20 protein-coding genes and 1 pseudogene are annotated in these 21841 nt (G+C 64.9%); 10 read left to right on the top strand and 11 right to left on the bottom strand.

Features of this window, described 5'->3' with window-relative positions:
* Positions 1 to 388: 388 nt before the first annotated feature.
* On the top strand, positions 389 to 2569 hold the full coding sequence (locus tag HWX07_RS29560; protein WP_175878678.1) for an ornithine decarboxylase: 2181 nt from the start codon (positions 389 to 391) through the stop codon (positions 2567 to 2569).
* A gap of 59 nt (positions 2570 to 2628) precedes the next feature.
* Positions 2629 to 3150: a hypothetical protein gene (locus tag HWX07_RS29555; RefSeq protein WP_175878677.1), complete on the top strand. Its 522-nt coding sequence runs from the start codon at positions 2629 to 2631 to the stop codon at positions 3148 to 3150.
* Between the two features lie 37 nt (positions 3151 to 3187).
* On the opposite strand, the gene HWX07_RS29550 is transcribed toward HWX07_RS29555, so the two are convergent.
* The 3 genes from HWX07_RS29550 to HWX07_RS29540 all read right to left on the bottom strand — a co-directional run bounded on the left by HWX07_RS29550 (position 3188) and on the right by HWX07_RS29540 (position 5626).
* Entirely contained in the window at positions 3188 to 4345 is a 1158-nt protein-coding gene (locus HWX07_RS29550) for an iron-containing alcohol dehydrogenase (RefSeq protein ID WP_175878676.1), read from the bottom strand.
* Entirely contained in the window at positions 4342 to 4677 is a 336-nt protein-coding gene (locus HWX07_RS29545; RefSeq protein WP_175878798.1) for a putative quinol monooxygenase, read from the bottom strand. Before HWX07_RS29545 ends, HWX07_RS29550 begins: the two co-directional genes overlap by 4 nt.
* A 229-nt stretch (positions 4678 to 4906) precedes the next feature.
* Complete coding sequence (locus tag HWX07_RS29540; protein WP_175878675.1) at positions 4907 to 5626, bottom strand: SDR family oxidoreductase; 720 nt, start codon at positions 5624 to 5626, stop codon at positions 4907 to 4909.
* A 133-nt stretch (positions 5627 to 5759) separates the two neighbouring features.
* Between HWX07_RS29540 and HWX07_RS29535 the strand changes: the two genes are divergently transcribed.
* From HWX07_RS29535 to HWX07_RS29525, 3 genes are all read left to right on the top strand, one after another.
* Positions 5760 to 6719 carry a LysR family transcriptional regulator gene (locus tag HWX07_RS29535; RefSeq protein WP_175878674.1) on the top strand — a complete coding sequence of 320 codons (960 nt, stop codon included), beginning with the start codon at positions 5760 to 5762 and terminating at the stop codon, positions 6717 to 6719.
* Between the two features lie 264 nt (positions 6720 to 6983).
* Positions 6984 to 8372 (top strand): nucleobase:cation symporter-2 family protein, encoded by a 1389-nt coding sequence (locus HWX07_RS29530; protein WP_074803804.1) that lies wholly within the window; start codon positions 6984 to 6986, stop codon positions 8370 to 8372.
* 188 nt (positions 8373 to 8560) lie between these two features.
* Positions 8561 to 8986, top strand: a complete 426-nt coding sequence (locus HWX07_RS29525) for an NUDIX hydrolase (protein ID WP_175878673.1) — start codon at positions 8561 to 8563, stop codon at positions 8984 to 8986.
* 61 nt (positions 8987 to 9047) lie between these two features.
* On the opposite strand, the gene HWX07_RS29520 is transcribed toward HWX07_RS29525, so the two are convergent.
* From HWX07_RS29520 to HWX07_RS29510, 3 genes are all read right to left on the bottom strand, one after another.
* On the bottom strand, positions 9048 to 9260 hold the full coding sequence (locus HWX07_RS29520; RefSeq protein WP_012338455.1) for a hypothetical protein: 213 nt from the start codon (positions 9258 to 9260) through the stop codon (positions 9048 to 9050).
* Between the two features lie 358 nt (positions 9261 to 9618).
* Entirely contained in the window at positions 9619 to 10398 is a 780-nt protein-coding gene (locus HWX07_RS29515; RefSeq protein ID WP_175878672.1) for an SDR family oxidoreductase, read from the bottom strand.
* Positions 10398 to 10724, bottom strand: coding sequence for a nuclear transport factor 2 family protein (locus HWX07_RS29510; protein ID WP_175878671.1), 327 nt, complete (start codon positions 10722 to 10724; stop codon positions 10398 to 10400). The genes HWX07_RS29515 and HWX07_RS29510 overlap by 1 nt, the downstream gene beginning before the upstream one ends.
* A gap of 92 nt (positions 10725 to 10816) precedes the next feature.
* Between HWX07_RS29510 and HWX07_RS29505 the strand changes: the two genes are divergently transcribed.
* Entirely contained in the window at positions 10817 to 11170 is a 354-nt protein-coding gene (locus HWX07_RS29505; protein WP_175878670.1) for a winged helix-turn-helix transcriptional regulator, read from the top strand.
* 41 nt (positions 11171 to 11211) lie between these two features.
* Here the strand turns inward: HWX07_RS29505 and HWX07_RS29500 are convergent, their stop codons facing one another.
* Together HWX07_RS29500 and HWX07_RS29495 are read right to left on the bottom strand one after the other, a co-directional pair.
* On the bottom strand, positions 11212 to 12552 hold the full coding sequence (locus HWX07_RS29500) for an APC family permease (RefSeq protein WP_175878669.1): 1341 nt from the start codon (positions 12550 to 12552) through the stop codon (positions 11212 to 11214).
* Between the two features lie 130 nt (positions 12553 to 12682).
* Entirely contained in the window at positions 12683 to 13528 is an 846-nt protein-coding gene (locus tag HWX07_RS29495; protein ID WP_175878668.1) for a carbon-nitrogen hydrolase family protein, read from the bottom strand.
* A 173-nt stretch (positions 13529 to 13701) separates the two neighbouring features.
* On the opposite strand from HWX07_RS29495, the gene HWX07_RS29490 reads away from it, so the two are divergent.
* The gene (locus tag HWX07_RS29490; protein WP_124461512.1) at positions 13702 to 14520 is read left to right on the top strand and encodes a helix-turn-helix transcriptional regulator; all 819 of its coding nucleotides are present in this window, start codon (positions 13702 to 13704) and stop codon (positions 14518 to 14520) included.
* Positions 14521 to 14889: 369 nt separating this feature from the next.
* Here the strand turns inward: HWX07_RS29490 and HWX07_RS29485 are convergent.
* The 3 genes and pseudogenes from HWX07_RS29485 to HWX07_RS29475 all read right to left on the bottom strand — a co-directional run.
* A pseudogene (locus tag HWX07_RS29485) lies at positions 14890 to 15396 on the bottom strand (LacI family DNA-binding transcriptional regulator); the annotation flags it as partial.
* Positions 15397 to 15441: 45 nt separating this feature from the next.
* Positions 15442 to 16488, bottom strand: a complete 1047-nt coding sequence (locus HWX07_RS29480; RefSeq protein ID WP_175878667.1) for an AraC family transcriptional regulator — start codon at positions 16486 to 16488, stop codon at positions 15442 to 15444.
* Between the two features lie 67 nt (positions 16489 to 16555).
* The gene (locus tag HWX07_RS29475; RefSeq protein ID WP_175878666.1) at positions 16556 to 17464 is read right to left on the bottom strand and encodes a LysR family transcriptional regulator; all 909 of its coding nucleotides are present in this window, start codon (positions 17462 to 17464) and stop codon (positions 16556 to 16558) included.
* Between the two features lie 114 nt (positions 17465 to 17578).
* On the opposite strand from HWX07_RS29475, the gene HWX07_RS29470 reads away from it, so the two are divergent.
* From HWX07_RS29470 to HWX07_RS29460, 3 genes are read left to right on the top strand one after another with little or no spacing between them, the layout of a single operon-like run.
* The gene (locus HWX07_RS29470) at positions 17579 to 18928 is read left to right on the top strand and encodes an MFS transporter (RefSeq protein WP_175878797.1); all 1350 of its coding nucleotides are present in this window, start codon (positions 17579 to 17581) and stop codon (positions 18926 to 18928) included.
* A gap of 8 nt (positions 18929 to 18936) precedes the next feature.
* Positions 18937 to 19965: a hypothetical protein gene (locus HWX07_RS29465; protein ID WP_175878665.1), complete on the top strand. Its 1029-nt coding sequence runs from the start codon at positions 18937 to 18939 to the stop codon at positions 19963 to 19965.
* Positions 19966 to 19989: 24 nt separating this feature from the next.
* On the top strand, positions 19990 to 21642 hold the full coding sequence (locus HWX07_RS29460; protein WP_175878664.1) for a tannase/feruloyl esterase family alpha/beta hydrolase: 1653 nt from the start codon (positions 19990 to 19992) through the stop codon (positions 21640 to 21642).
* The last annotated feature ends 199 nt before the right edge of the window (positions 21643 to 21841 follow it).

Genomic DNA, 21841 nt, shown 5'->3' with positions numbered 1-21841 from the left:
TTCGGAGCCGACTATGCCATGGATGCCTTTCGATGAGAAGCCGACGATTCGGTGAAACAATCGGCCCTTTCGAATCGGATTTTCATCATTGGATCATTTTTATGTGCGCCGCAGCAGGCCAATTCCCGATGACTTGATCATGCTCATGCCGCAATGGCATTGCCGATTCCGATCGATTGAATCCGCGTGCTTTTGTTGCTACGATCGGCTCCGCCGGGCATTGCCCGATCGCGGTCGTGCCGCGCCGCGCAAGGCTTTCTGGTGCAACGCGCAATCGGCATTCAGCATTGGCGGGACCGTTTTCAATCGGCTGTAGCGCGTATCGGTTCACGATTGCGTCCCGGCACGAATGCGGCTCCCGTTTCAGGTCATTTACCGGAGAGTTCGCGTGAGCCTGTTGAAAATCGCAGTCGAGCCGGCGCTGATCGGCGCCTTTCTCACCACGCACGAACAGGTCGACGTATTTCAGACCGATTTCACGAATATCGCGGCAATCGTCGTCGGCATCGATTCCGCGGAAAAGGTACTGAAAACCGTCGAGCGAACCGGTTTCGCGATTCCGTTCTTCGTCGCGGTCGAGCCCGACCAGGAAGTGCCGCCGTCGGTCCTGCCGCGCGCGAGCGGCGTGATCCAGCTCCGGCACGGCGGCCGCCATTACTACGGCCGGCAGATTTCCGCCGCCGCCGACATCTACAGCGAGAACCTGCTGCCGCCGTTCTTCAAGGTCATGCGCGACTACGTGCAGCGCGGCTACGTCGAATTCGACTGCCCGGGCCACCAGGGCGGCCAGTTCTTCTCGAACCATCCGCTCGGCCGGATGTTCTTCGACTTCTTCGGCGAAACGCTGTTTCGCGCGGACCTCTGCAACGCGGACGTCCGGCTCGGCGACCTGCTGATCCACGAAGGGCCCGCGCTGGAAGCGCAGCGCAACGCCGCAAGGATCTACAACGCGGATAAAACCTGGTTCGTGCTGAACGGCACGTCGACGTCGAACAAGGTCGTCACGAGCGCGCTGCTCGCGCCCGACGATCTCGTGCTGTTCGACCGCAACAACCACAAGTCGGTGCACCTCGGCGCGCTCGTGCTGTCCGGCGCGCGGCCGGTCTACCTCGAGACCGCGCGCAACGCGTGGGGCCTCATCGGCGGCGTCGACAGCGCGGCGCTCGGCGAAGCGCGCATTCGCGACGCGATCCGCGACGTCGCGCCCGAGCGCGCCGACCTGCCGCGCCCGTTCCGGCTCGCGGTGATCCAGCTCGGCACCTACGACGGCACGATCTACAACGCACGCGAAATCGTCGACCGGATCGGGCATCTGTGCGACTACATCCTGTTCGATTCGGCGTGGGTCGGCTACGAGCAGTTCATCCCGATGATGCAGGATTGCTCGCCGCTGATGCTCACGCTCGGCCCCGACGATCCCGGCATCTTCGTCACGCAGTCGGTGCACAAGCAGCAGGCCGGCTTCTCGCAGACGTCGCAGATCCACAAGAAGGACAGCCATATCGAAGGACAGAAGCGCTTCTGCGATCACCGGCGCTTCAACAACGCGTACATGATCCACGCGTCGACGAGCCCGTTCTACCCGATGTTCGCGGCGCTCGACGTCAACGCGCAGATGCATGCCGGCCCGGCCGGCCGGCGCCTGTGGCGCGACTGCGTGGCACACGGCGTCGATGCGCGCAAGCTGCTGCTGAAAACCTGCCGGCAGATCCGTCCGTTCGTCCCGCAAGAGATCGACGGCCGCCCGTGGGCCGACTATCCGACCGAGCAGATCGTCGACGACCTGCGCTTCTTCCGCTTCCATCCCGCCGACACGTGGCACGGCTTCGAAGGCTATGCGGACGACCAGTATTTCGTCGATCCGTGCAAGCTGCTGCTGACCACGCCCGGCATCGATCGCGACACGCACGAATACGCGCCGTTCGGCGCGCCAGCGCCGATCCTCGCGCGCTACCTGCGCGAGCACGGCGTCGTGCCGGAGAAGGCCGACCTGTATACGATCCTGTTCCTGCTCACGCCGTCGGAAAGCTTCGGCAAGCTGCAGCATCTGGTCGCGCACCTCGCGCAGTTCGAGCGCCATCTCGACCAGGACACGCCGCTGCGCGAAGCGATTCCGTCGCTGTGCGAAGCGTATCCGGAGCTGTACGGCACGATGCGCCTGCGGCAGCTGTGCCAGCGCATGCACGACTTCTACCGCAGCCACGACATGAAGCACCTGCAGAAACAGATGTTCCGGCGTGCGCAGTTCCCGAAGCAGGCGATGCTGCCGCAGGCCGCGAATGCCGAGCTGATCCGCAACAACGTCGAGCTCGTCGCGCTCGAGCACATCGAAGGCCGGATCGCGACCGAAGGCGCGCTGCCCTATCCGCCCGGCATCTTCTGCGTGGTGCCCGGCGAAGCGTGGGGCGGCCCGGCGCTCGACTACTTCCGCGCGCTCGAAGCGGGGATCAACGCGCTGCCGGGCTTCGAGCCGGAAATCCAGGGCGTGTACCTGCAAACGAAGCCGGACGGCACGAAGCAGGCGTCGGCCTATGTGGTCGCGGCCGGCGCGGACGCATCGCGGGTCTGATCGCGATCCGTGCCCGGCCCGCGCCGCGCTTGCGCGCCACGTGTATCATCGCCGCCATCATGCTCATCCGACCGCCTCGTCCGCTCCTGATCGCCCCGGCGCTCGCCGTCTCCGTCGCCGCGCATGCGCAGCAGGTCGGCGTGGTCGCCGACGGCGTCTACTACACGCCGAATACGCATCTCGCGGCAGGCACGTCGCTGCAAGTGCTGCCCGACGACGACAAAGGCGTCGCGCGCTGCTGCGCGACAGTCACCGGCCCCGCCGGCAAGCCCGGCAACCAGATTCTCGACAGCCTGCACGACGACCGCACGATCGCCGCGTACGCACTGTCGCTGCCGAAGTCGATACCGGCGGACACGCGCGGCTTCGGCGTCGTCGGCACCGCGCATTTCGTGCGTCAGGGCGCACACCCGGAAGCCGTGCTCGACGGCGGCTTGCCACTCGCATTCTCGACCTGCACGTCGGCGGAAGGCACGCATTACCTCGGCCGCAAGGTCGGCGCCAACAAGTTGCTCGTGCACCTGTATCAGTACTTCGACGGCGAACTCGAGCCGACCTGCAAGGATCGCGACCTGAAATGACGGAACCCGGCCGGCGGGCGGCATCGCGCCCGCCGCGTCACCACGCCTGCCGGTAGATCTCCAGCGCGTCGGCCTCGGTCACCTCGCGCGGATTGTTCACGAGCAGGCGCGTTTGCAGCATCGCGTCCGACGCCATCCTCGGCAGGTCGGCCTCGCCGATATCCACCTCGCGCAGCGTGCGCGGAATGCCCGTCGCGACGATCAGCCGGTCGATTTCGGCAATCAGCGCATGCGTTTTCGCTTCGTCGCTGCCCGTGGCGGACGGCGCGACGATGGCCGCCAGTTCCGCATACAGCGGCGCGGCGGCCGCCGCGTTGAAGCGCAGCACGTGTGGCAGCACGAGTGCATTCGACAACCCGTGCGGTACATGAAAGATCCCGCCGACCGGATAGGCCAGCGCGTGCACGGCCGCGACCGGCGCATTCGCGAACGCCTGCCCCGCGAACATCGCGCCGACCAGCATCGCTTCGCGCGCGTGCCGGTTCCGGCCGTCGTCGCAGGCGGCCAGCAGGTTGCGCGACAGCAGCGTCAGCGCGTGCGTGGCCAGCATGTCGGAGACCGGATTCTTCAGCCGCGCGGACGTGTACGCCTCGATCGCATGCACCATCGCGTCGATGCCGGTGGCGGCCGTCGCCGCGCGCGGCAGGCCGAGCGTGAGTTCCGCGTCGAGGATCGCGACGTCCGCGAACAGGTGCGGCGACACGACGCCCATCTTGCGCGCCTCGCCGACCGTGACGATCGACACGGCCGTGACCTCGGAGCCCGTGCCGGCCGTGGTCGGCATCTGCACGAGCGGCAGCCGCGCGCTCGCGACCTTGTCGACGCCGTACATGTCGGCCAGCGCCTGTTGCCCCGGCGCGAGCACCGCGATCAGCTTCGCGACGTCCATCGACGAGCCGCCGCCGAGGCCGAGCACGATCTCGGCATCGGCCGCGACGGCCCGCTCGGTCGCGTCCAGCACCACGTGCTCGGGCGGATCGGCGATCACGTCGTCGATCACGGTGACCTGCCAGCCGTGCGCGGCGAGGCTCGCCAGCGCGGGCGCGAGCACGCCGCTGCGATGCAGGAACGCATCGGTGACGACGCACAGCCGCACGAGCGCCGGAAAGCGTTCGCGCAACAGCGCGCCGAGCCGGCGCGCGGCGCCGAATTCGACGATCTGCGTCGGAACGGTGCGGAATTGAAACGGGTTCATCGGGTGCCTCCCGGTGGCGTCGCCGTGCCGGTGTCCGGCTGCACCATGTAGCGGATCACGTCGCGACGATCGAGCAACGGCATGATCGCGCCGACACCAATCCGCTGGAAATGCGGCGTTTCCCGATGCGCGTCGAGACCGTCGGCATCGCTGTAACGTTCGAGGATCACGATGTGGTCGGGATTCTCCGGCGACCGGAAGTACGCGTAGTCGAGGTTTTTTGGTTCGGTGCGCGTGGCCGGCGCGAGTTCGGCCAGCAGTTCGACCACGCGGTCGCCGTTGCCGGGCTTCGCGAAGTAATGCGCGATGACTTGCAGATAGGGTTCGTTCATGCGGCGCTCCAGGTTCGACACAAGCCCGTCGCGACGGGAGCGCCCCCCATCCGCGATGAATCGGATGGTTTCAAACGCGATGAGGCGGCGCCGTATCGCTGACGCGTCGTCGCATTGTATTGAATCGGTACGGCCTTCGCAGCGCCGCGAACGGCAGGCCGAATCCCACAGCACGCTCACGGCGAGCCGGAGTCCGGCCGGCCGCCGCACACTTGCGCCATCACCCTGCTTACCAGGGCACCGTGCGCCCCAGATAGTCGAGGTATTCGAGGCCGGGCCGCGCGCGCTTCGCCAGCAGCACGTCGACGAGGCTCGGCACGCTCTCGTCGATGGTCAGGCGCGCATCGGGCCCGCCGAGTTCCGTGCGGACCCAGCCGGGCGCCATCAGCGCCAGCGCGCGGCGCGTATCGGCCTGACGTGCCGCGAAGCTGCGCATGAACTGGTTCAGCGCGGCCTTGCTGCCGCGATACACCTCGCGCATTCCGGTCACGTTGTTCGCGACGCTGCCCTGCCCCGACGACATTGCGCCGATCAGCCCGTCGTCGGGCACGAGATCCTGCAGCGTCTCGATCGCGCGCATCGGCGCCAGCGCATTCGTGATCATCACGCGCACGAATTCATCGTTCGTCACTTCGCCGATCGTTTCGTTCGGATCGTTGGTCGTGCCCGCATTCACGAACAGCATGTCGAAGCGACGGCCCGACAGGCGCTCGCGCAGCGCGGCCAGTTGCGCGGGCTCGCAGATGTCCAGCGTGCCGATTTCGAGCCGGCCGTCGAACCGGTCGGCCAGGTCGTGCAGCTTCGTGCGTCCCGACCCTTCGCGCACCGTGCCCGTCACGAGCCAGCCCTTGTTCAGGAATGCCTCCGCCATCGCCAGCCCGAGGCCGCGCGACGCCGCGACGAGGAGGATGGAGGGGGCGTTTCGTCGATTCGATTCAGTCGATTGCATGGTTTCTCGCCTTTGCCGTGTTTCGTCATGCGACCACTATAGGCGGGCGCCATGGCAGGCGCCAGACGCATCATATGCAATCGATAGTTGCATTCGACGCCATGTCATTCACACAAAAGCGTATCCTGTCCGCATGGAAGACATCGACCTGAACCTCGTCACCGCGCTCGACGTGCTGCTGTCGGAAGCCAGCGTGACCGGCGCCGCGCGCCGGCTGGGCCTGAGCACGTCCGCGATGAGCCGCACGCTCACGCGGCTGCGCGTCGCCACCGGCGATCAACTGCTGGTGCGCGCGGGGCGCAAGCTCGTGCCGACGCCGCATGCCGCCGCGCTGCGTGACCGCGTGCATGCCGTCGCGAGCGACGCCCGCGCCGTGCTCCGGCCGGCGACGGCCGACGTCGACCTCGCGACGCTCACGGCCACGTTCACGATCCGGGCGGCCGCGTCGTTCATGGAAATGCTGGCGGGCCCGGTCGTCGCCGCTCTGGCCGACGCCGCGCCGCACGTGCGCGTCCGCTTCGTCCCGAAACTCGACCGCGACCCGCAAGCGTTGCGCGACGGCACGGTCGACCTCGAAATCGGCAAGCGCGGCGACGACGCGCCCGAGCTGCACACGCGCATGCTCTTTCACGACTGGCACGTCGCGGTGGCGCGCGCCGGGCATCCGCTGTTCGCATCGGCGCGGATCACGCCCGCGCGCTATGCAGCCTGCCGCCACGTCATGGCGGTTCAGCTCGGCGATTTCGGCGGGCTGGCCGACGATTCGACCGTCAACGCGGGCGACGGCCCCGCCGTGCACGTCGTCGTGCCGGGCTACCCCGACGCGATGCGTGTCGCGGCCAGCACCGACCTGATCGCGCTGGTGCCGCGCTCGAGCCTCGGCAACGCGTACTCGCCGGGGCTCACCGACGCCCTCGGGCTGCGCAGTTTCGAGATCCCGGTCCACCTGCCGGCGATTCTCGTGTCCGCGCTGTGGCATCCGCGCATGCACGGCGACCCCGTGCATCGCCGCCTGCGCGATACGGTCATCGCCGTGTGCCAGCGCGCGTATCCGGATTCCCGGCCGCCACGCACAGCGGCGCGCGGCAAGTAAACACGCGCCGCCGACGGACTGCTGGTTGACGTCGCGCGGCTCAAACCAGCCGGCCGCCGCCGTCGATAGGCAGCATTTCGCCATTCGTGAAGCGGTTGCCCGACAGGACCGCGATCGCCACCCGGTCGACCCGCTGATCGCCGGGCGCCGATCGGACGCCTTTTCCGCGCGCCGCCGAATCCCTCTATCGCGGCCCAGCCGGGCCGCGCCGGCAGCCCCTTCGGCTAAAATGCCGCACTTTCCACCTTGTCCGGCCCGCTCGCCATGCAACCCGCCTCCTCCGCCCCCTCCGCCTCCCATGGCGCCGACGCCGCAGAAGCGGCCCGCGACCTCGTCTACGGCCCGAACGACCGGCCGGCGCCGATGGTCGCGTTCGTCGCCGCCCTCCAGCACCTGCTGGCGATCATCGTGCCGATCGTCACGCCCGGCCTGTTGATCTGCCAGGCGCTCGGCGTGTCCAGCCGCGATACGACCCTGATCGTGTCGATGTCGCTGGTGATTTCCGGCATCGCCACCTTCGTGCAGTGCAAGCGCTTCGGCCCGCTGGGCGCCGGCCTGCTGATCGTCCAGGGCACCAGCTTCAACTTCGTCGGGCCGCTGATCGCCGGCGGCAGCCTGATGGTCAAGCAAGGCACGCCGGTCGAGACCGTGATGGCCGCGATCTTCGGCGTCGTGATCGCCGGGTCGTTCGTGGAGATGGGCGTGTCGCGCATCCTGCCGTTCGTGAAGCGCCTGATCACCCCGCTCGTCACCGGCATCGTCGTGCTGCTGATCGGCCTCACGCTGATCAAGGTCGGCCTCATCAGCATGGGTGGCGGCTACGGCGCGATGGCCAAGGGCACGTTCGCGAGCGCGGAGAACCTGACACTGTCGGGCCTCGTGCTCGGCACGATCATCCTGCTGAACCGCGTGCCGGTCGTCTGGGTGCGCAGCACCGCGCTCGTCATCGCGCTCGCGATCGGCTACCTCGCGGCCGCGTTCCTCGGCCGCCTCGATTTCACGGGCATGCACCAGGCCGCGCTGTTCCAGGTGCCGACGCCGCTGCACTTCGGCATCGGCTTCTCGTGGGCGCTGTTCGTGCCGATGCTGATCATCTACCTCGTCACATCGCTCGAAGCGATCGGCGACGTGACCGCCACGAGCAAGATCTCGAACGAGCCGGTCGAAGGGCCGGTATGGATGCAGCGCATCAAGGGCGGTGTGCTCGTCAACGGGGCGAACTCGTTGCTGGCCGGCGTGTTCAACACGTTCCCGAGCTCGGTATTCGCGCAGAACAACGGCGTGATCCAGATTACCGGCGTCGCGAGCCGTCACGTCGGTATCTGGATCGCGGGCATGCTGGTGGTGCTCGGCCTGTTCCCGGTCGTCGCCGGCGTGCTGCAGGCCGTGCCGGAGCCCGTGCTCGGCGGTGCGGCGATGGTGATGTTCGGTGCGGTGGCCGCGTCGGGCATCAACATTCTCGCGGGCGTCCATCTCGACCGTCGCGCGCTGCTGATCATCGCGGTGTCGCTGGCGCTCGGCCTCGGCGTGTCGCAGGTGCCGGACATCCTGAACAGTCTGCCGCATGCACTGAAGAACGTGCTGGAATCGGGCGTGGCGACGGGCGGCATCTGTGCGCTCGTGATGAACTGGTTCCTGCCGGAAAAGAAGTAATCGAAGGAACCGTGCGACGGCGCGGTGCGCGGGATGGGCCGCACCGTGCGTCGCGCCGGCCGGCACCGGCCTCCGGGTGCCGGCGCGGCATGGCCCTCGCCATCGCGGGAGCGCTCCGGCCGGGCCCTGATCGTCAAACCCGGTCAGGCCGCCTTGGCCGATCGATTTGGGCTGGTTAGAATCACGGCATGCCCCTGATCCTCACGCCCGACCACGCCCCCGAAACGAGTGCCGCCCCGATCAAGGAACGCGCGACCGTCGTCTGCTATCGCGATGAGCGCGTGTTGCTCGTCACGCGTGCGGCGTCGCGCTGGGCCCTTCCAGGCGGCACGATCAAGCGTGGGGAAACCCCGCTCGAAGCCGCGCATCGCGAATTGTGCGAAGAAACGGGCATGACCGGCCAGGATCTGGTGTACTCGATGCAGTTCACCGGGCTCGCGAAGATCCACCACGTGTTCTTCGCGGAAGTCGGGCCGGACCAGACCCCGCAAGCGAACAACGAGATCGCGAAATGCAAGTGGTTTCCGATCGACGGTGTCGACCGTCTGCGCGCGAGTATTCCGACGAAGCGAATCGTCGAACTCGTCTACGACCACGAAATCCGCAAGACGTAGCGCACGCCCGGGCTGTCTGTCGGCTCGCGTCGATCGTCGTGAATCAGTGGCGCGCGAACGCTCAGTGCGAGCGTTTTCTTCGCAGTTCGTGCGTCGAATAGACGACGAGGAAGATGCCCAGCATCGCGACGCCCGACGCCATGAAGTCGTTTGCGCTGCCCGCGCTGCGCAACGCCGCGGGGAAAATACCCAGACTCAATCCTGCCCCAGCAAGAAGCAATCCTGCTGCCACGCCCCAGATCGGTCCGGCGGTCTTGTCGATTTTGTTTTTCATACAGCACCCGTCTACAGTCATGACCTGAACGGTATCGGCAAAAAGCGCCGCGTCTACCTTCAGTCATTCCACTATAACCGGAACAAAATCCGCAAGCTTCTGGTGCTTTTCCCGATCAAGTTCCGGCGATCGGAGTCGTAACGTGCCGCACCACCGTTTCTGCGCCGGACACGTGAGGCGAATCGTCGGCCATGACGCGATTGCCGACCACCAGGCCCAATTCGTCGCGTGCCGGGACGCCCCATTCGTGGTCGTGATACGCCTGCATCGGCGGGCCGCCGTCAGCCACTCGCATCGCGTGACGGGTCGCTTGTCGATCGTGCGCTGCATCCAGCGTTGGCGATGGCCACTCGCATGCTCACGCGGTCGGAATCGTGCCGCCATCGATCACATACTCGGCACCGGTGATCGACGCGGCACGCGGAGACGCCAGGAAGGCGATCAGATTCGCCACTTCGCCGGGCGTCGACGGCCGTCCCAACGGAATGCCGCCGAGCGAATCCATGATGATCTGCTTGCCGCCTTCATAGTCGGTTCCCGCCTGTGCGGCGAGCCGTTCCGCGAAAGCGACGGCCGCTTCGGTTTCGATCCACCCGGGCGCAACACGGATCACGCGAATGCCCTTGGGCGAGACTTCCTTCGACAGGCTCTTGCTATAGGTGGAAAGCGCCGCTTTCGCTGCTGCATAGGCGGTGGTCGATTCCGGCAACGGAAGCGCGCGCTGGATCGACGTGACGTGAATGACGACCCCTGCGCGTTGTGCCAGCATGCCCGGCAACAATGCGCGGTCCAGTCGAACCGCGGGCAGGAGATTCAGGTTCAGTTCGTCCTGCCAAGCATCTTCGCTCAATGCAGCGAAACCTCCGGCAGGTGATCGCGAACCGCCCACGACGTGGACGATCACGTCGACGCCGCCAAAGTTGGTCACCACTGCCTCGGCCACTGCTTCGCAGCCCTCGACGGTTGCCAGGTCCGCCGCGACGAAGATGTCGGCGGGCGTATCGGCCGGTGGCGTGCGCGCGGTGGTGAGTACCTTCGCGCCGAGTTCGCGGAACAAGCCGACGACGGCCTTTCCTACACCCATCGTCCCGCCCGTCACCAGGACGCGCTTGCCCTGCAATTCCAGCGTCGTGGCCATCAGTGGATCTCCAGAGACCGGATCTGGTCGCCGGCCAGATCAAACACGTGATCGAGTTGCACCGGGCTTCCCGGGAAGTTGCCGTCGACCCTGGCTCTGACCGTCACGCGATCGCCATCCCGGGAGACGGCGACAGGCTCGACCGCAAACTCGAATTGCTCGCGCGACGCGCGTTTCCACGACTCGATCGCGTCGTGCCCCCGGTGCATCCGGCCCTCGTCGACGACGACCGCATCCGGCGTGAAGCAGTGCGCGGCCCGACGCCTATCGGCGCCGTTGCTGAATTCGAAATAGGCGTGAATCGGGTCTGGCAGTAACAGGGTCATGTCTGCGTTCTCGCTATGGGCTTTGATGACGGACATTCTCGTCATAGACTAACCATTCCACAAGAACGCACTAAAAAGTAAGTGACTGAGCCATGGGAAAGGAATACACGCCAGCAACGGCTGCGCTTGGGGTAGAACAGGTGATTCAGCTGCTTGAAGGGCGCTGGAAATTGATCATCCTGTTCCATCTCTTCGACGGAAAAGTGCAGCGATATTCGGATTTCGAACGATTGATTCCAGGCATTTCCCAGAAGATGCTGGCGCAGCAACTGAGGCAGCTGGAAGCCGACGGAATCGTGTCTCGCAAGCTTTATGCGCAAGTGCCGCCGAAAGTGGAATACCGACTCACGGATTGGGGGCAGGCGTTGTGTCCCGCACTGGACGCGATGCTGAAATGGGCCGAGCAACGCGCGCGCTTCTCGTCATCACCCGAGTCGGCAGAATGACCGAGCCTGCCGGCTGATGCGCTGCACGCTGCCCGCCCCGCTCAAATCGCCACTTCGGGCGGTGCCTGGCGAAACAGCCGCGTGATCCAGCACAGATACACGAGCCCGAGCGCGAACCACACGACGCCGAGCACGAGCGCCGTCTTCTCGAGGCTCACGAGCAGCCAGATATCGGACACTGCGCCAATCGCGGGAAAGACGAGTCCGCCGAACACGCCGATCCGGCGTTCGCCGTGATTGCCTGAAAGGTACAGGCGAATCACACACAGATTGACGGCGGTAAAGGCAAGGAACGCGCCGAAGTTGATGAACGACGTCGACGTGGCGACATCCAGCTTCAGCGCGATCAACCCGACGACGCCAGCCAGCGCGATGTTGATCGCGGGCGTCTTGAAGCGCGGATGAATGAACCCGAAGATGCGCTTCGGCAGGATTTCATCGCGGCCCATCGCATAGAGCAGCCGCCCGACGCTTGCCTGCGCCGAGATGCCCGATGCGAACTGCGCGAGGATCAGGCCCGCGAGGAACACGGTGACGAACAGGTCGCCGCCGATCATCTTCGCCACTTCGAACGCGGCCGAATCCGTATCCTTGAAGTCGACGCCGGGATGCGCGAGCTGCATCGTATACGCCGCGATCACGAAGATCGCGCCGCCGATCAGCGCAATCAGCAGGATCGCGCGCGGCATGTTCTTTTTCGGATCGATCGTTTCCTCGGTCAGCGTCGAGACGGCATCGAAGCCGAGATACGAATACGCGGCGATCGCGGCGCCGGCCATCGTCGCGCCGAACGGCACGTGCGGCTTGAAGAACGGCTCCGCCATCGCAATACCGCCCGGGCCCGCCGCCGCCGACGCATAGTGCCAGCACAGCGTGACGAACATCGCGACGATCGCCAGTTGCACGACCATCAGCACGATGTTGAAACGCGCGGCCAGTTCGATGCCGACGATGTTCAACCCGCTCGTCAGCACGATGAACGCCACGATCCAGATCCAGGTCGGCACATGCGGAAATGCCGCGTTCAGATACGCCGCACCAATCAGCCAGATCACCATCGGCAGGAAGAAATAATCGAGCAGCGTTGCCCAGCCGATCATGAAGCCCAGGTGCGGGTTGAACGTCCTGCGCGTGTACGTATAGGCCGAGCCCGCAGCGGGATAGAGCCGCGCGAGCTTGCCGTAGCTGAGCGCGGTGAACGCGATGGCGACCAGCGCGAGCAGATAGGCGAGCGCGGCCGTATCGTCGCTGGCCTTGGCGAGCACGCCATAGGTGCCGTAGACGATCAGCGGTGCCATATAGGCGAGGCCGAACAGCAGCACGGACGGCAGGCCGAGCGTGCGCTTCAGGCGTGCCGGTTCATGGGATGACGACGCTTGCATGTGATCTCCTGGGCCCTTCTGGGGCGATGCGAATGCCTGTGTGCCGTGCGGCCGGCACGTCAATGGGACGACCCGGCATGTGCGGGGCATCGCGCCCTGCTCCATGCATTGGATGGACCGTGGATGCGGGCTACTCGGCGCGGTGACGGCCCGTGTCGATCGTGAGCGCGCGACTCCCGCCCGCCGGTTCGACAGGCGACAGACCGAGCGCGACGCGTGCGTCGTGCAGATAGCTGTAATGCTCGCGACTCGCTTCGAGGCGCGTCAGATCGAGGCGCGCCTGCGCGACGGCTTCGTCCCGGCCGAGTTCGATCGTGCTCTCGCCGAACGGATCGACCAGCGTGGACAGGCCGGCGAACGTCAGGCCGTCGTCGCCAGGCCCGCAGCGATTCACCATCACCGCGAACATCTGGTTTTCCATCGCACGTGCGGCGATCGCGCGGCGATGCACGGGCCCGAACGGGTCCATGTTGCCGTTGGTGACGATCAGCAGATCGGCGTCGAGCGCGCCGACCGCGCGCGCCGTCTCGGGGAATTCGATGTCGTAGCAGATCAGCAGGCCTACCGTCAGGCCGTTCCAGACGCAGGTCGCGAAGCGGTCGCCTGGCGTGAATACGCCGACATCCGACGCCCACAGATGGGTCTTGCGATAGCGCAGGACGATGTCGCCCCGCTCGTCGACGAGTACCGTGGTGTTGTAGAAACGTTCTCCGTCGCGCTCCGCGAGGCCCACCGCGACGGCGACGCCCTTGCGACGTGCCGCGGCGCGTACCGCCTGCAACCGGGGGCCGTCGAGCGTCTCGGCGACCTCGGCGACGTTCTCCCGCGTCGGGAAACCCGACAGCGTCGTTTCGGGGAACACGATCAGTTTCGTGCCGCCGGCCACGTCGACGCGCTCGATCGTGTCGATCACCTTGCGCGTGTTGTGCGCGACGTCGCCGTCGACGAGCGACAGTTGCGCGAGTGCTACCTGCATGAAGCTTCTCCTTCCAATCGCCTTTCACTGGCATGTCGTATGCGTTGCACGTGGGATGCGACGCGCGTCGAGCGAAGCGGTGCATAGCCCGCCCCGTCGAATTGAGGCCGATTATCGGGTTATTATTTTTGACCTGAAATTCCCCGCCAGGGTTACCCTCACCGGAGCACACGATGGACCTCGAATGGCGAGATCTCGCTTTTCATCGGGAGATTGGCTCGGCCATCGACGCCCTCGATGGCCCGCATTTCTGGGCGCGGCTCACGCGCGTGCTGGAGCGGCATCTCGATTTCGACAACTGGGTCGCGCTGCGCTTCGCGCGCGATGCTGCGCCGCTCGTGCTCGCCGAACAGGCGATGCCGGACGGCAAGATCGACCTGATGTTCCAGGACTACCTGGCCGCGCTCTACCAGCTCGATCCGTTCTATCTCGCCGCGTTCGAAACGCAGGCGTCGGGCTTCTACACGCTCGCCGACGTCGCACCGGACAATTTCCGGATGACCGAGTACTACCAGCGGTACTTCAAGAAGAACATCGTCGGCGACGAAGTGCATTTCAACGTGGTGATCGATCGCGACCACACGCTGGGCTTCTCGCTCGGCAAGACGAGCAAGTACGACGAGCGCGAGATGGCATTGCTTACGCTTTACACGCCGTGGGTGCTGTCGTTAATGCAGCAGCGCCTGCGCTTCGAGACGTTCGTCGTGAACGAAACGCCGCGCCCGAGGGAACATGAAGCGCCCGACCCGCATGCACGCTTCGGCATGCTGACAGGAAAGCACGGGCGCGGCGCGTTGACGACGCGTGAAATCGAGGTGGCGATGCTGTCGTTGAGCGGCTTCTCCACGCGGGCGATCGGGGAGAAACTGTCGATCTCGTTCGAAACCGTGCGCGCGCACAAGAAGCACATCTACGCAAAGCTCGGTGTCGGGTCGCAGTCGGAACTCTTTGCGCTGTTCTACGATCCCGCGCGAGCCGGTGAATCCCCGTGATGCGCGTGGCGGCGTCGTGGCTCGGACATCCGCCAATGCGCTGCATTACGCTTCGTTCGTCGACCCGGAACGGCGGCCATCCAGATCGACCCGCAGATCCGTCATCATTGCGCTCCAGTGAAGCTACCGCCGGCTTCGACGTTCACCTGCCGCCGCGCGCCGCCGACTCTCGTGAACACGATCCGGCTCCAAGGCGTGTCGGCCAGATCCGGAAGGCGCTGTCCTTCGGCGCTGGCCATGCGCCGGAAATCGATCGCCTACGGTCGCGCCCGGACCGACACAACCGCCGTGGCGATGCACTGCCGCACCACGACATTCGACGAATCGGCCGGGTCACCATGACGATCGGACTTCGTGCTACTGAGTTATCGTTCCCGCTGAAACGACATTTCTCGACGAATTGCCGACATAGACCGTCGTCGCACCGCTTGCCGGCGACCACTGCTGCGCGTCCTTGTCCCAGGTGCTCAACGGATGGTTGGTCGCCTTCGGATCGATGTTGACGGTCACCGTCTGCGACGCCCCCGGATTCAGGAATACCGTCTGGAGTTCACGCGCCGCATCCTCTTCCGTATCGACGAGCAGCAGCGTGTAGTCGTGCGCAAGCGCCGTTCGATTGGCCCCTTTCACGACGCTTGCGAAGTGCGGATTGCTGATATCCAGAATGACGAGGCCGATCGTTCGTGTGCGCCCCGTAATCATCGAGCGCGCAAGCGGGCTCGTCTGGTAGCCCAGTTTCTCGATGGTCTCCTTCAGGCGGAACTCCACTTCCGGCGAGAAGCGCTTGGTCCCGTTGACATATTTCGATACGGTCGCGACAGACACCTCGGCTGCCCTTGCCACATCCCGGATCGTCGCGTTCGCGCCTTTTTTCATATGTGTCGAATGTATTGTCTGGGAACGCCGAGTCGCTCGAGCATTTCACCGAGGTTCCAACGGAAACGGCTGCGGAGTCGCGCCGGTAGCCTCCACGGCCGCGCGAACGCCGCCGCGCTCGCTGCCCCCGCCTTCAGCAGCAGTCCGTACGACAAGACGATATGCGGTCGGTGAATGCCCGGACATGCGCTTGAACGCGTGACTGAATGCGCTTTCGGACGAATAACCGAGCGACTGCGCAAGCAGGGCCACCGGGATGTTCTCGTCGCGCAAACGGCGCTCCGCAAGACGCATTCGCCACTCGCCCAGATAGGCCAGCGGCGCGACACCGGCGCTCGCCCTGAAGTGAGAAGCGAACGTGGTCCGTGACATCGCACACGCGGCGGCAAGCTCATCCAGATGCCATGAACGCGCGGGATCGCCGTGCATCAGCCGCAATGCGGGTGCGATGCGCGGGTTGCCGAACGCGCGCAGCCACCCTGTCAAGGACGCAGACGTTTTCAAATGGGCGCGCAATATCTGAATGAAGAGCAGCTGCGAAAGCTGGGCCGATACGAGTTGCGCGCCGGGCAGATCGGCCGCACGCTCTTCCACGAGTTGCTCGAGAAGCCAGCGGACCTTCACTGCCTGCGGCGATGCGGCCGGTACGTGAATCCATGGCGGAAGAACATCCGACAGCAAGCTGCCGGTGACCGGATCGAGCAATACGTGCCCGCCGATCTGCGCGAAGTCATCGCCGTCGCCCAGTTTCACCACCGACTTTCCGGCGCCCGAGAACAACGCCATCGCGTCGACGGGTGGCACGCAAGGATCACTTGCGAGGACGAAGGAGCGTTTCGCCGTCAACAATCCGACGTCACCGCTTCCAAAGCGGACAGGCGTTTCTTCTCCATCGATGGAGACCCAGCACGTGCCCTTCACCACCGCAAAGAACTTGATCTTGTCGGGTGCCGGAAATCGCACGGCCCAGGCGCCGCCGGCGGAAAAGCCTCCCGTCGCCAGCGATTCGGCGTTCGTGAGTCTCAGGATGTCGGAGAAGGGGTCGTCACTCATCATCGTACTGTCGCGCAAGTAAATCGCACTATAGAGCAATCACAAGCCGCGGGCCGGGCCTTGATCTTCCGGTGAGCAATCCGTCAGGTGCTTGCCCTTCTCCGGCCTATTCGCGATGTGGATGACGCTGGACGAACATCAACAATGCTTCACGGAAGTGCGACGCGGCAGGGTTTTGCAAATCATGCCGGGTGACGAGATGCAACGGTGCTCGAAACGCATGATCGCCGGCCACACGGCAGTAGCGAACGCTTTCCTGATGATAACGTTGCATCGACGCGGGCACGAGTGATACGCCGCCGCCCGCCGCCACGAGATTGATTGCCGTCACCATGCGCGGCACCTCTTCCACGACGTGCGGCTCGAAGCCCTTGGCCTGACACGCCCGGATGAAGTCCGCGTACATGCCGGGCGCGCCGGGCCGACGCACGAAGATGAACGACTCGTTCGCCAGCTGTTTGAGCGACACGGAACGACCGCCGATCAGCCGGTGCCCCACCGGCAGCACCAGCACCATGCGTTCCTCGGCGAGCAGTTCGAAGCGCAAGTCAGCGGGCGTTTCGACCGGTTTGCGGAGAATGGCTGCATCCGCGCGGCCGTTCAACATCATCTCGATGATCTCCGCCGCATTCACCTCGCTCATCTCGATCGAAATCTCGGGGTACATGTCCCGAAAATTCCGAATGGCGGTAGGCGTAAGCGGATGAAACGCCGCCGAACTCGTGAGCGCGACGCGCACCGTGCCGATCCGGCCTTGCGCCACCCGGCGCGCATGGACGACGGCGTTGTTCAGTTCGAGCAGTACCGTACGTGCGCGTGCGGCGAATATCTCGCCGGGCGCCGTCAACACGACGCCGCGCGGCTGGCGCACGAAAAGTGCGAAGCCCAGTTCCTGTTCGAGTTCCTGAATCTGCTGCGACAACGGCGGCTGCTGGATATGCAGTCGCGCGGCGGCCCGGGTGAACTGCCCTTCTTCGGCGACGGCGAGGAAATAGCGCAGCTGTCTGAGTTCCATCGTTTTGTCTGGTATATGCGTTGGATATGGCAACCGTGTCTCATCTGTATTTTACATTCAGGACGCCGGCACGTACGCTTGCTGCAGAAGCTGGAAGAGAATCAAAGGAGACACATGCAATCCACCCTGCAAGCGGACGTGCCCGCGTCGGCCGCCACGACGCTCAGCCGTTCGCAAACTCGCCGCGCGGTGCTCGCATCGGTCATCGGCAATGGCCTCGAATGGTTCGACTTTCTCATCTACGGCTACTTCGCGAAGATCATCGCGCAGGTGTTTTTTCCTGTCGGCAACGGATTCGTGTCCATCACGCTGACGCTGGCGACGTTTGCCGTCGGCTTCGTGGTCAGGCCGCTGGGTGGCATCGTGATAGGTGCATGCGCGGATCGCTACGGGCGACGCAAGACGTTGTCGCTGCTGATTCTGCTGATGGCAGCCAGCACGCTGATGATGGGCCTGACACCCAGCTACGCGGCTATCGGCATGGCCGCGCCGCTCGTCGTGATCCTCGCACGTATTCTGCAAGGGCTCTCCGTGGGCGGCGAATTCGCGACAGCGGCCGCGATGCTGACGGAATACGCGCCGCCAGGACGCAAGATGTTCTTCGGCAGTTTTCAGATGACGTCACAGGCCGTCGCGCTGCTACTGTCGTCGCTATGTGCGTTCTTGCTCACCACGCATCTGTCGCACCAGTCGCTCGTGGCGTGGGGTTGGCGCGTGCCGTTTCTGCTCGGCGCGCTGGTCGGGCCAGTGGGCTTCTACATCCGGCACAAGGTCGGCGAGTCGCCGGAATTCGTACAGTTGCGAGAACGGCTTGGACATGCGCCACGCCAGTCGCTGCGGACATTCATTCGCGAGCGTGGCGATGCGGCGCTCTGCGCGATGGGCGTCATCATCGTTGGAGCGGCAACCAATTATCTGTGGCATTCCTATATGCCGCTCTATGTCGAACACCAGTTGCATCTGCCGCTCAAGAATGCGCTGTTCGGCACGGCGATCTCCGGATTGATCGGCATCGTCGGCTATCCGTTGGCAGGGATGCTCGCCGACCGCCTCGGCGCATATCGGCTGTTCTTTCCGGTGACGATCGTCTGGGTATGCGCTGCCTATCCGCTTTTCGCATGGGTGCTCGCGGCGCCCTCGCCCGAGCGCGTTTTCAGCGCGCAGATCATCGCGACGGTCGTGCTCAGCGTCATGTCGGGCGCGCACCCCGGCATGCTGACGCAGTTGTTTCCGACGGCCATGCGTTCGACGGGCGTGGCGCTGTCGTACAACGTGGCCGTCACTCTGTTTGGCGGGCTCGCGCCGCTCACCGTTTCGACATTGATCGACGTCACCGGCTCGCGCATCGTGCCGGCGTGGTATCTGGTGTTCGCCGGCATCGTCTCGTTGCTGCTGGTCGGGTTCACGGCATCCGGGCGACGCTTGCGCCGCGAGCCGGACCTGTGGCCGGGTGACACGGCGTGAGCGTCGCGATGTGCCTTCCCCGGAACCATGAAGTGCGCCCACGTAACGAAGTACCCGTCAAAGTCGTCGCCAGTGAGCGGTTGACCGTCTCGACGTCACGCGGCGAAGCCAGCGTGCCGCTGTTCACGGGCGGCAGCGTCGCGCCGGCCACCGCGACGCAGGTCGTCGTCATGCTGCACGGCAGATTGCGCGACGCCGACGCATACCTTCGATCGACGCAGCGCGCGCTCGACGCGTCGACGGCCGATGCAGCAAACGTGATGCTCGCCGTGCCGCAATTTCTCGCGACGGCCGACGTCGAGTATCACCCGTTGGCGGACGACTGTCTGCATTGGGAATGGACCTCGTGGATGGGCGGACTCGACGCAATCGGTCCAGCGCCGCTCAGCTCATTCGATGTACTCGATGCGCTCGTCGAACATTACGTTCGAGGCATGCAGAGCGGCCGCTATCCGAGGCTGCGCGAGATCGTGATCGCAGGGCATTCCGGCGGGGCGCAGGTCGCGCATCGGCACGCGGTACTCAGCAACGCGACCGCATGTTGTCTCGCACGCGGTGTGACGGTACGGTACGTCATTGCGAATCCTTCGTCATATGTGTACTTCGACGCTTGGCGTCCGCATGGCGAAGGCATCGATCAAACCGCATGTGCCGGATTCAATGAATGGAAATACGGCACGTCACGACTTCCCCGCTATGCGGACGGACTCGACGCGCAATCGCTCGAGCGTCGTTACGTCGATCACGACGTCACCTATCTGCTCGGTACGCACGACGACGATCCGGAGCACCCGGCTCTCGACCGCTCATGCGAGGCGATGATGCAAGGCCCGCACCGCCTCGCTCGCGGCCGCGCGTACTTCGCCTATCTGCGCGCCCGGCATCCTGAATTGCGGCATGAGCTGCATGAAGTTCAAGGCGCGGGGCACAGCGGCGACGCGATGTTCGTATCGCAGGCCGGCGTGTGCGCGTTGTTTGGCCCCTCCGTTCGGCTCGCCGAATCTCGCGTCGAGCAGGAAGGCGGTGCTCTCGAATAGCAATCAATTCATCTGGAGACGACGATGGACAACAGACCGTTGTGGTGGGCGATCGCCCTGAGCCTTTGCATCAGCGCTTGCGGCGGAAATGAATCGGGCGGCGGCGCCTCGGCAAGCTCGCCGCCGCCCTCGGCCGCAACCCAATGCGCGGCGTTGAACGGCCTGGCGATTCCGGCCTCTTCGATAGCCGAGCCGACCGGCGGTGCGACGGTCACGAGCGCGACGCTGGCGGAAGCCGCCGGGGAATATTGCCAGGTGAATGGCGCCATCGCTCCCGTCGATCCCGCGGCGCCGTCAATCAGGTTTCAGGTCAATCTGCCGACCAACTGGAACCGCAAGGCGCTGCATTATGGCGGCGGCGGCTTCGACGGTACGCTGATTACCGGCGTCGACGCGCTCGACATGGCGCCAACGGGCACGCCGACGCCGCTTGCCAACGGCTACGCGACGTTCGGCGACGATTCCGGGCATCAGAGCTCCAGCATCACTGACGGCAAGTTCGCCGCGAATGACGAATCGCTTGCGAACTACGGCGGCCTGAGCCTGAAGAAGACGCACGACGTCGCGATGGTGCTCATCAGAAAACGCTACGCGAGCGCGCCCGGCAAAACCTATTTCTTCGGCAGTTCGACAGGTGGTCGGGACGGGTTGAGCGAAGCGCAACGCTGGCCCTCGGACTATGACGGTATCGTCGTGAATCGCCCGGCGCTCAACTATACCGGGCTGCGTTTGAGCAACGTCATGCTGGGCCGCGCACTCTACCTGAACAACGGCGCAGGCTGGCTCGACGTCGCCAAGACGGTGCTGCTGCAACATGCCGTCATGAACGCGTGCGATGCGCTCGACGGCGTCGCCGACGGCATCGTGTCCAACGTGGCGGCGTGCAACGCGCAATCGGCGACGGTGCTGGCGTCCGTGCGCTGTCCGAATGGCGTGGATTCGGGCGACACCTGTCTGTCGGATGCGCAGATCGCGACCGTTCAGACCATCGCTGCGCCGTTGCAATTGCCTTATCCACTTGCGAACGGCGTGACGCGATACGCTGGCTACAACATCCTCGCGGGTTCGGTGTTCGCGGGGCCCTACACGACGCGTGATCTCGGCGAATCGAAAGTACCGGCCAATCCGGCGGGAAAGAAAGATGCGAACCAGTGGGTGACGGGCGATCAATGGGTCAAGTACTTCGTCACGCGCGTGCCCACGTTCGATTCGTTGACGTTCGATCCGGTCAATCCCGGTGCGTATCAGTCGCGCGTCCAGGCGCTATCGGCACTCACCGATGCAACGAGCACCGACCTGAGCGCCTATGTCGCGAAAGGCGGCAAGCTCATCATGACGCACGGCCTTGCCGACGAAATCGTGAGCACCGACTCGAGCACCGACTATTACACCGGTCTGGTGCAGCGTTTCGGACAAGGAACGGTCGACGGCTTCGTGCGGTTTTATCTGATGCCGGGAGTCGGCCATGGCACCGGACCGTTTCATCCCGCCATCGATTCACTATCCGCACTCGATGAATGGGTGGAAAGCGGCAACGCGCCTGAAACACTGACGATGAGCGACCTTAACGCAGCTACGCTCGGGAGGACGCGCCCGTTGTGCCGCTATCCACTGTGGCCAAAGTATATCGGCGGCGATGTAAACGCAGCGGCAAGCTTCCAGTGCACCCGCTCGTAGCGCGCGGCGGTTTTTCTCGTCGTCGCCGTCGCCCGGTTTCACCGTCGACTTTCCGGCGCCCGAGCGCAACGCCATCGCGTTAACGAGCGGAACGCAAGGATCGCTTGCGAGGACGAACGACCGTTTTGCCGTCGGTAATCCGACTTCCCCGCTTCCAAAGCGATTCGGCGTTCGTGAGTCTCAGGATGTCGGAGAAGGG

The organism is Burkholderia sp. BCC0097 (assembly GCF_902832985.1).
In the GTDB taxonomy this organism is placed as follows: domain Bacteria; phylum Pseudomonadota; class Gammaproteobacteria; order Burkholderiales; family Burkholderiaceae; genus Burkholderia; species Burkholderia orbicola.
This window is presented reverse-complemented; position numbering and strand designations above follow the sequence as displayed.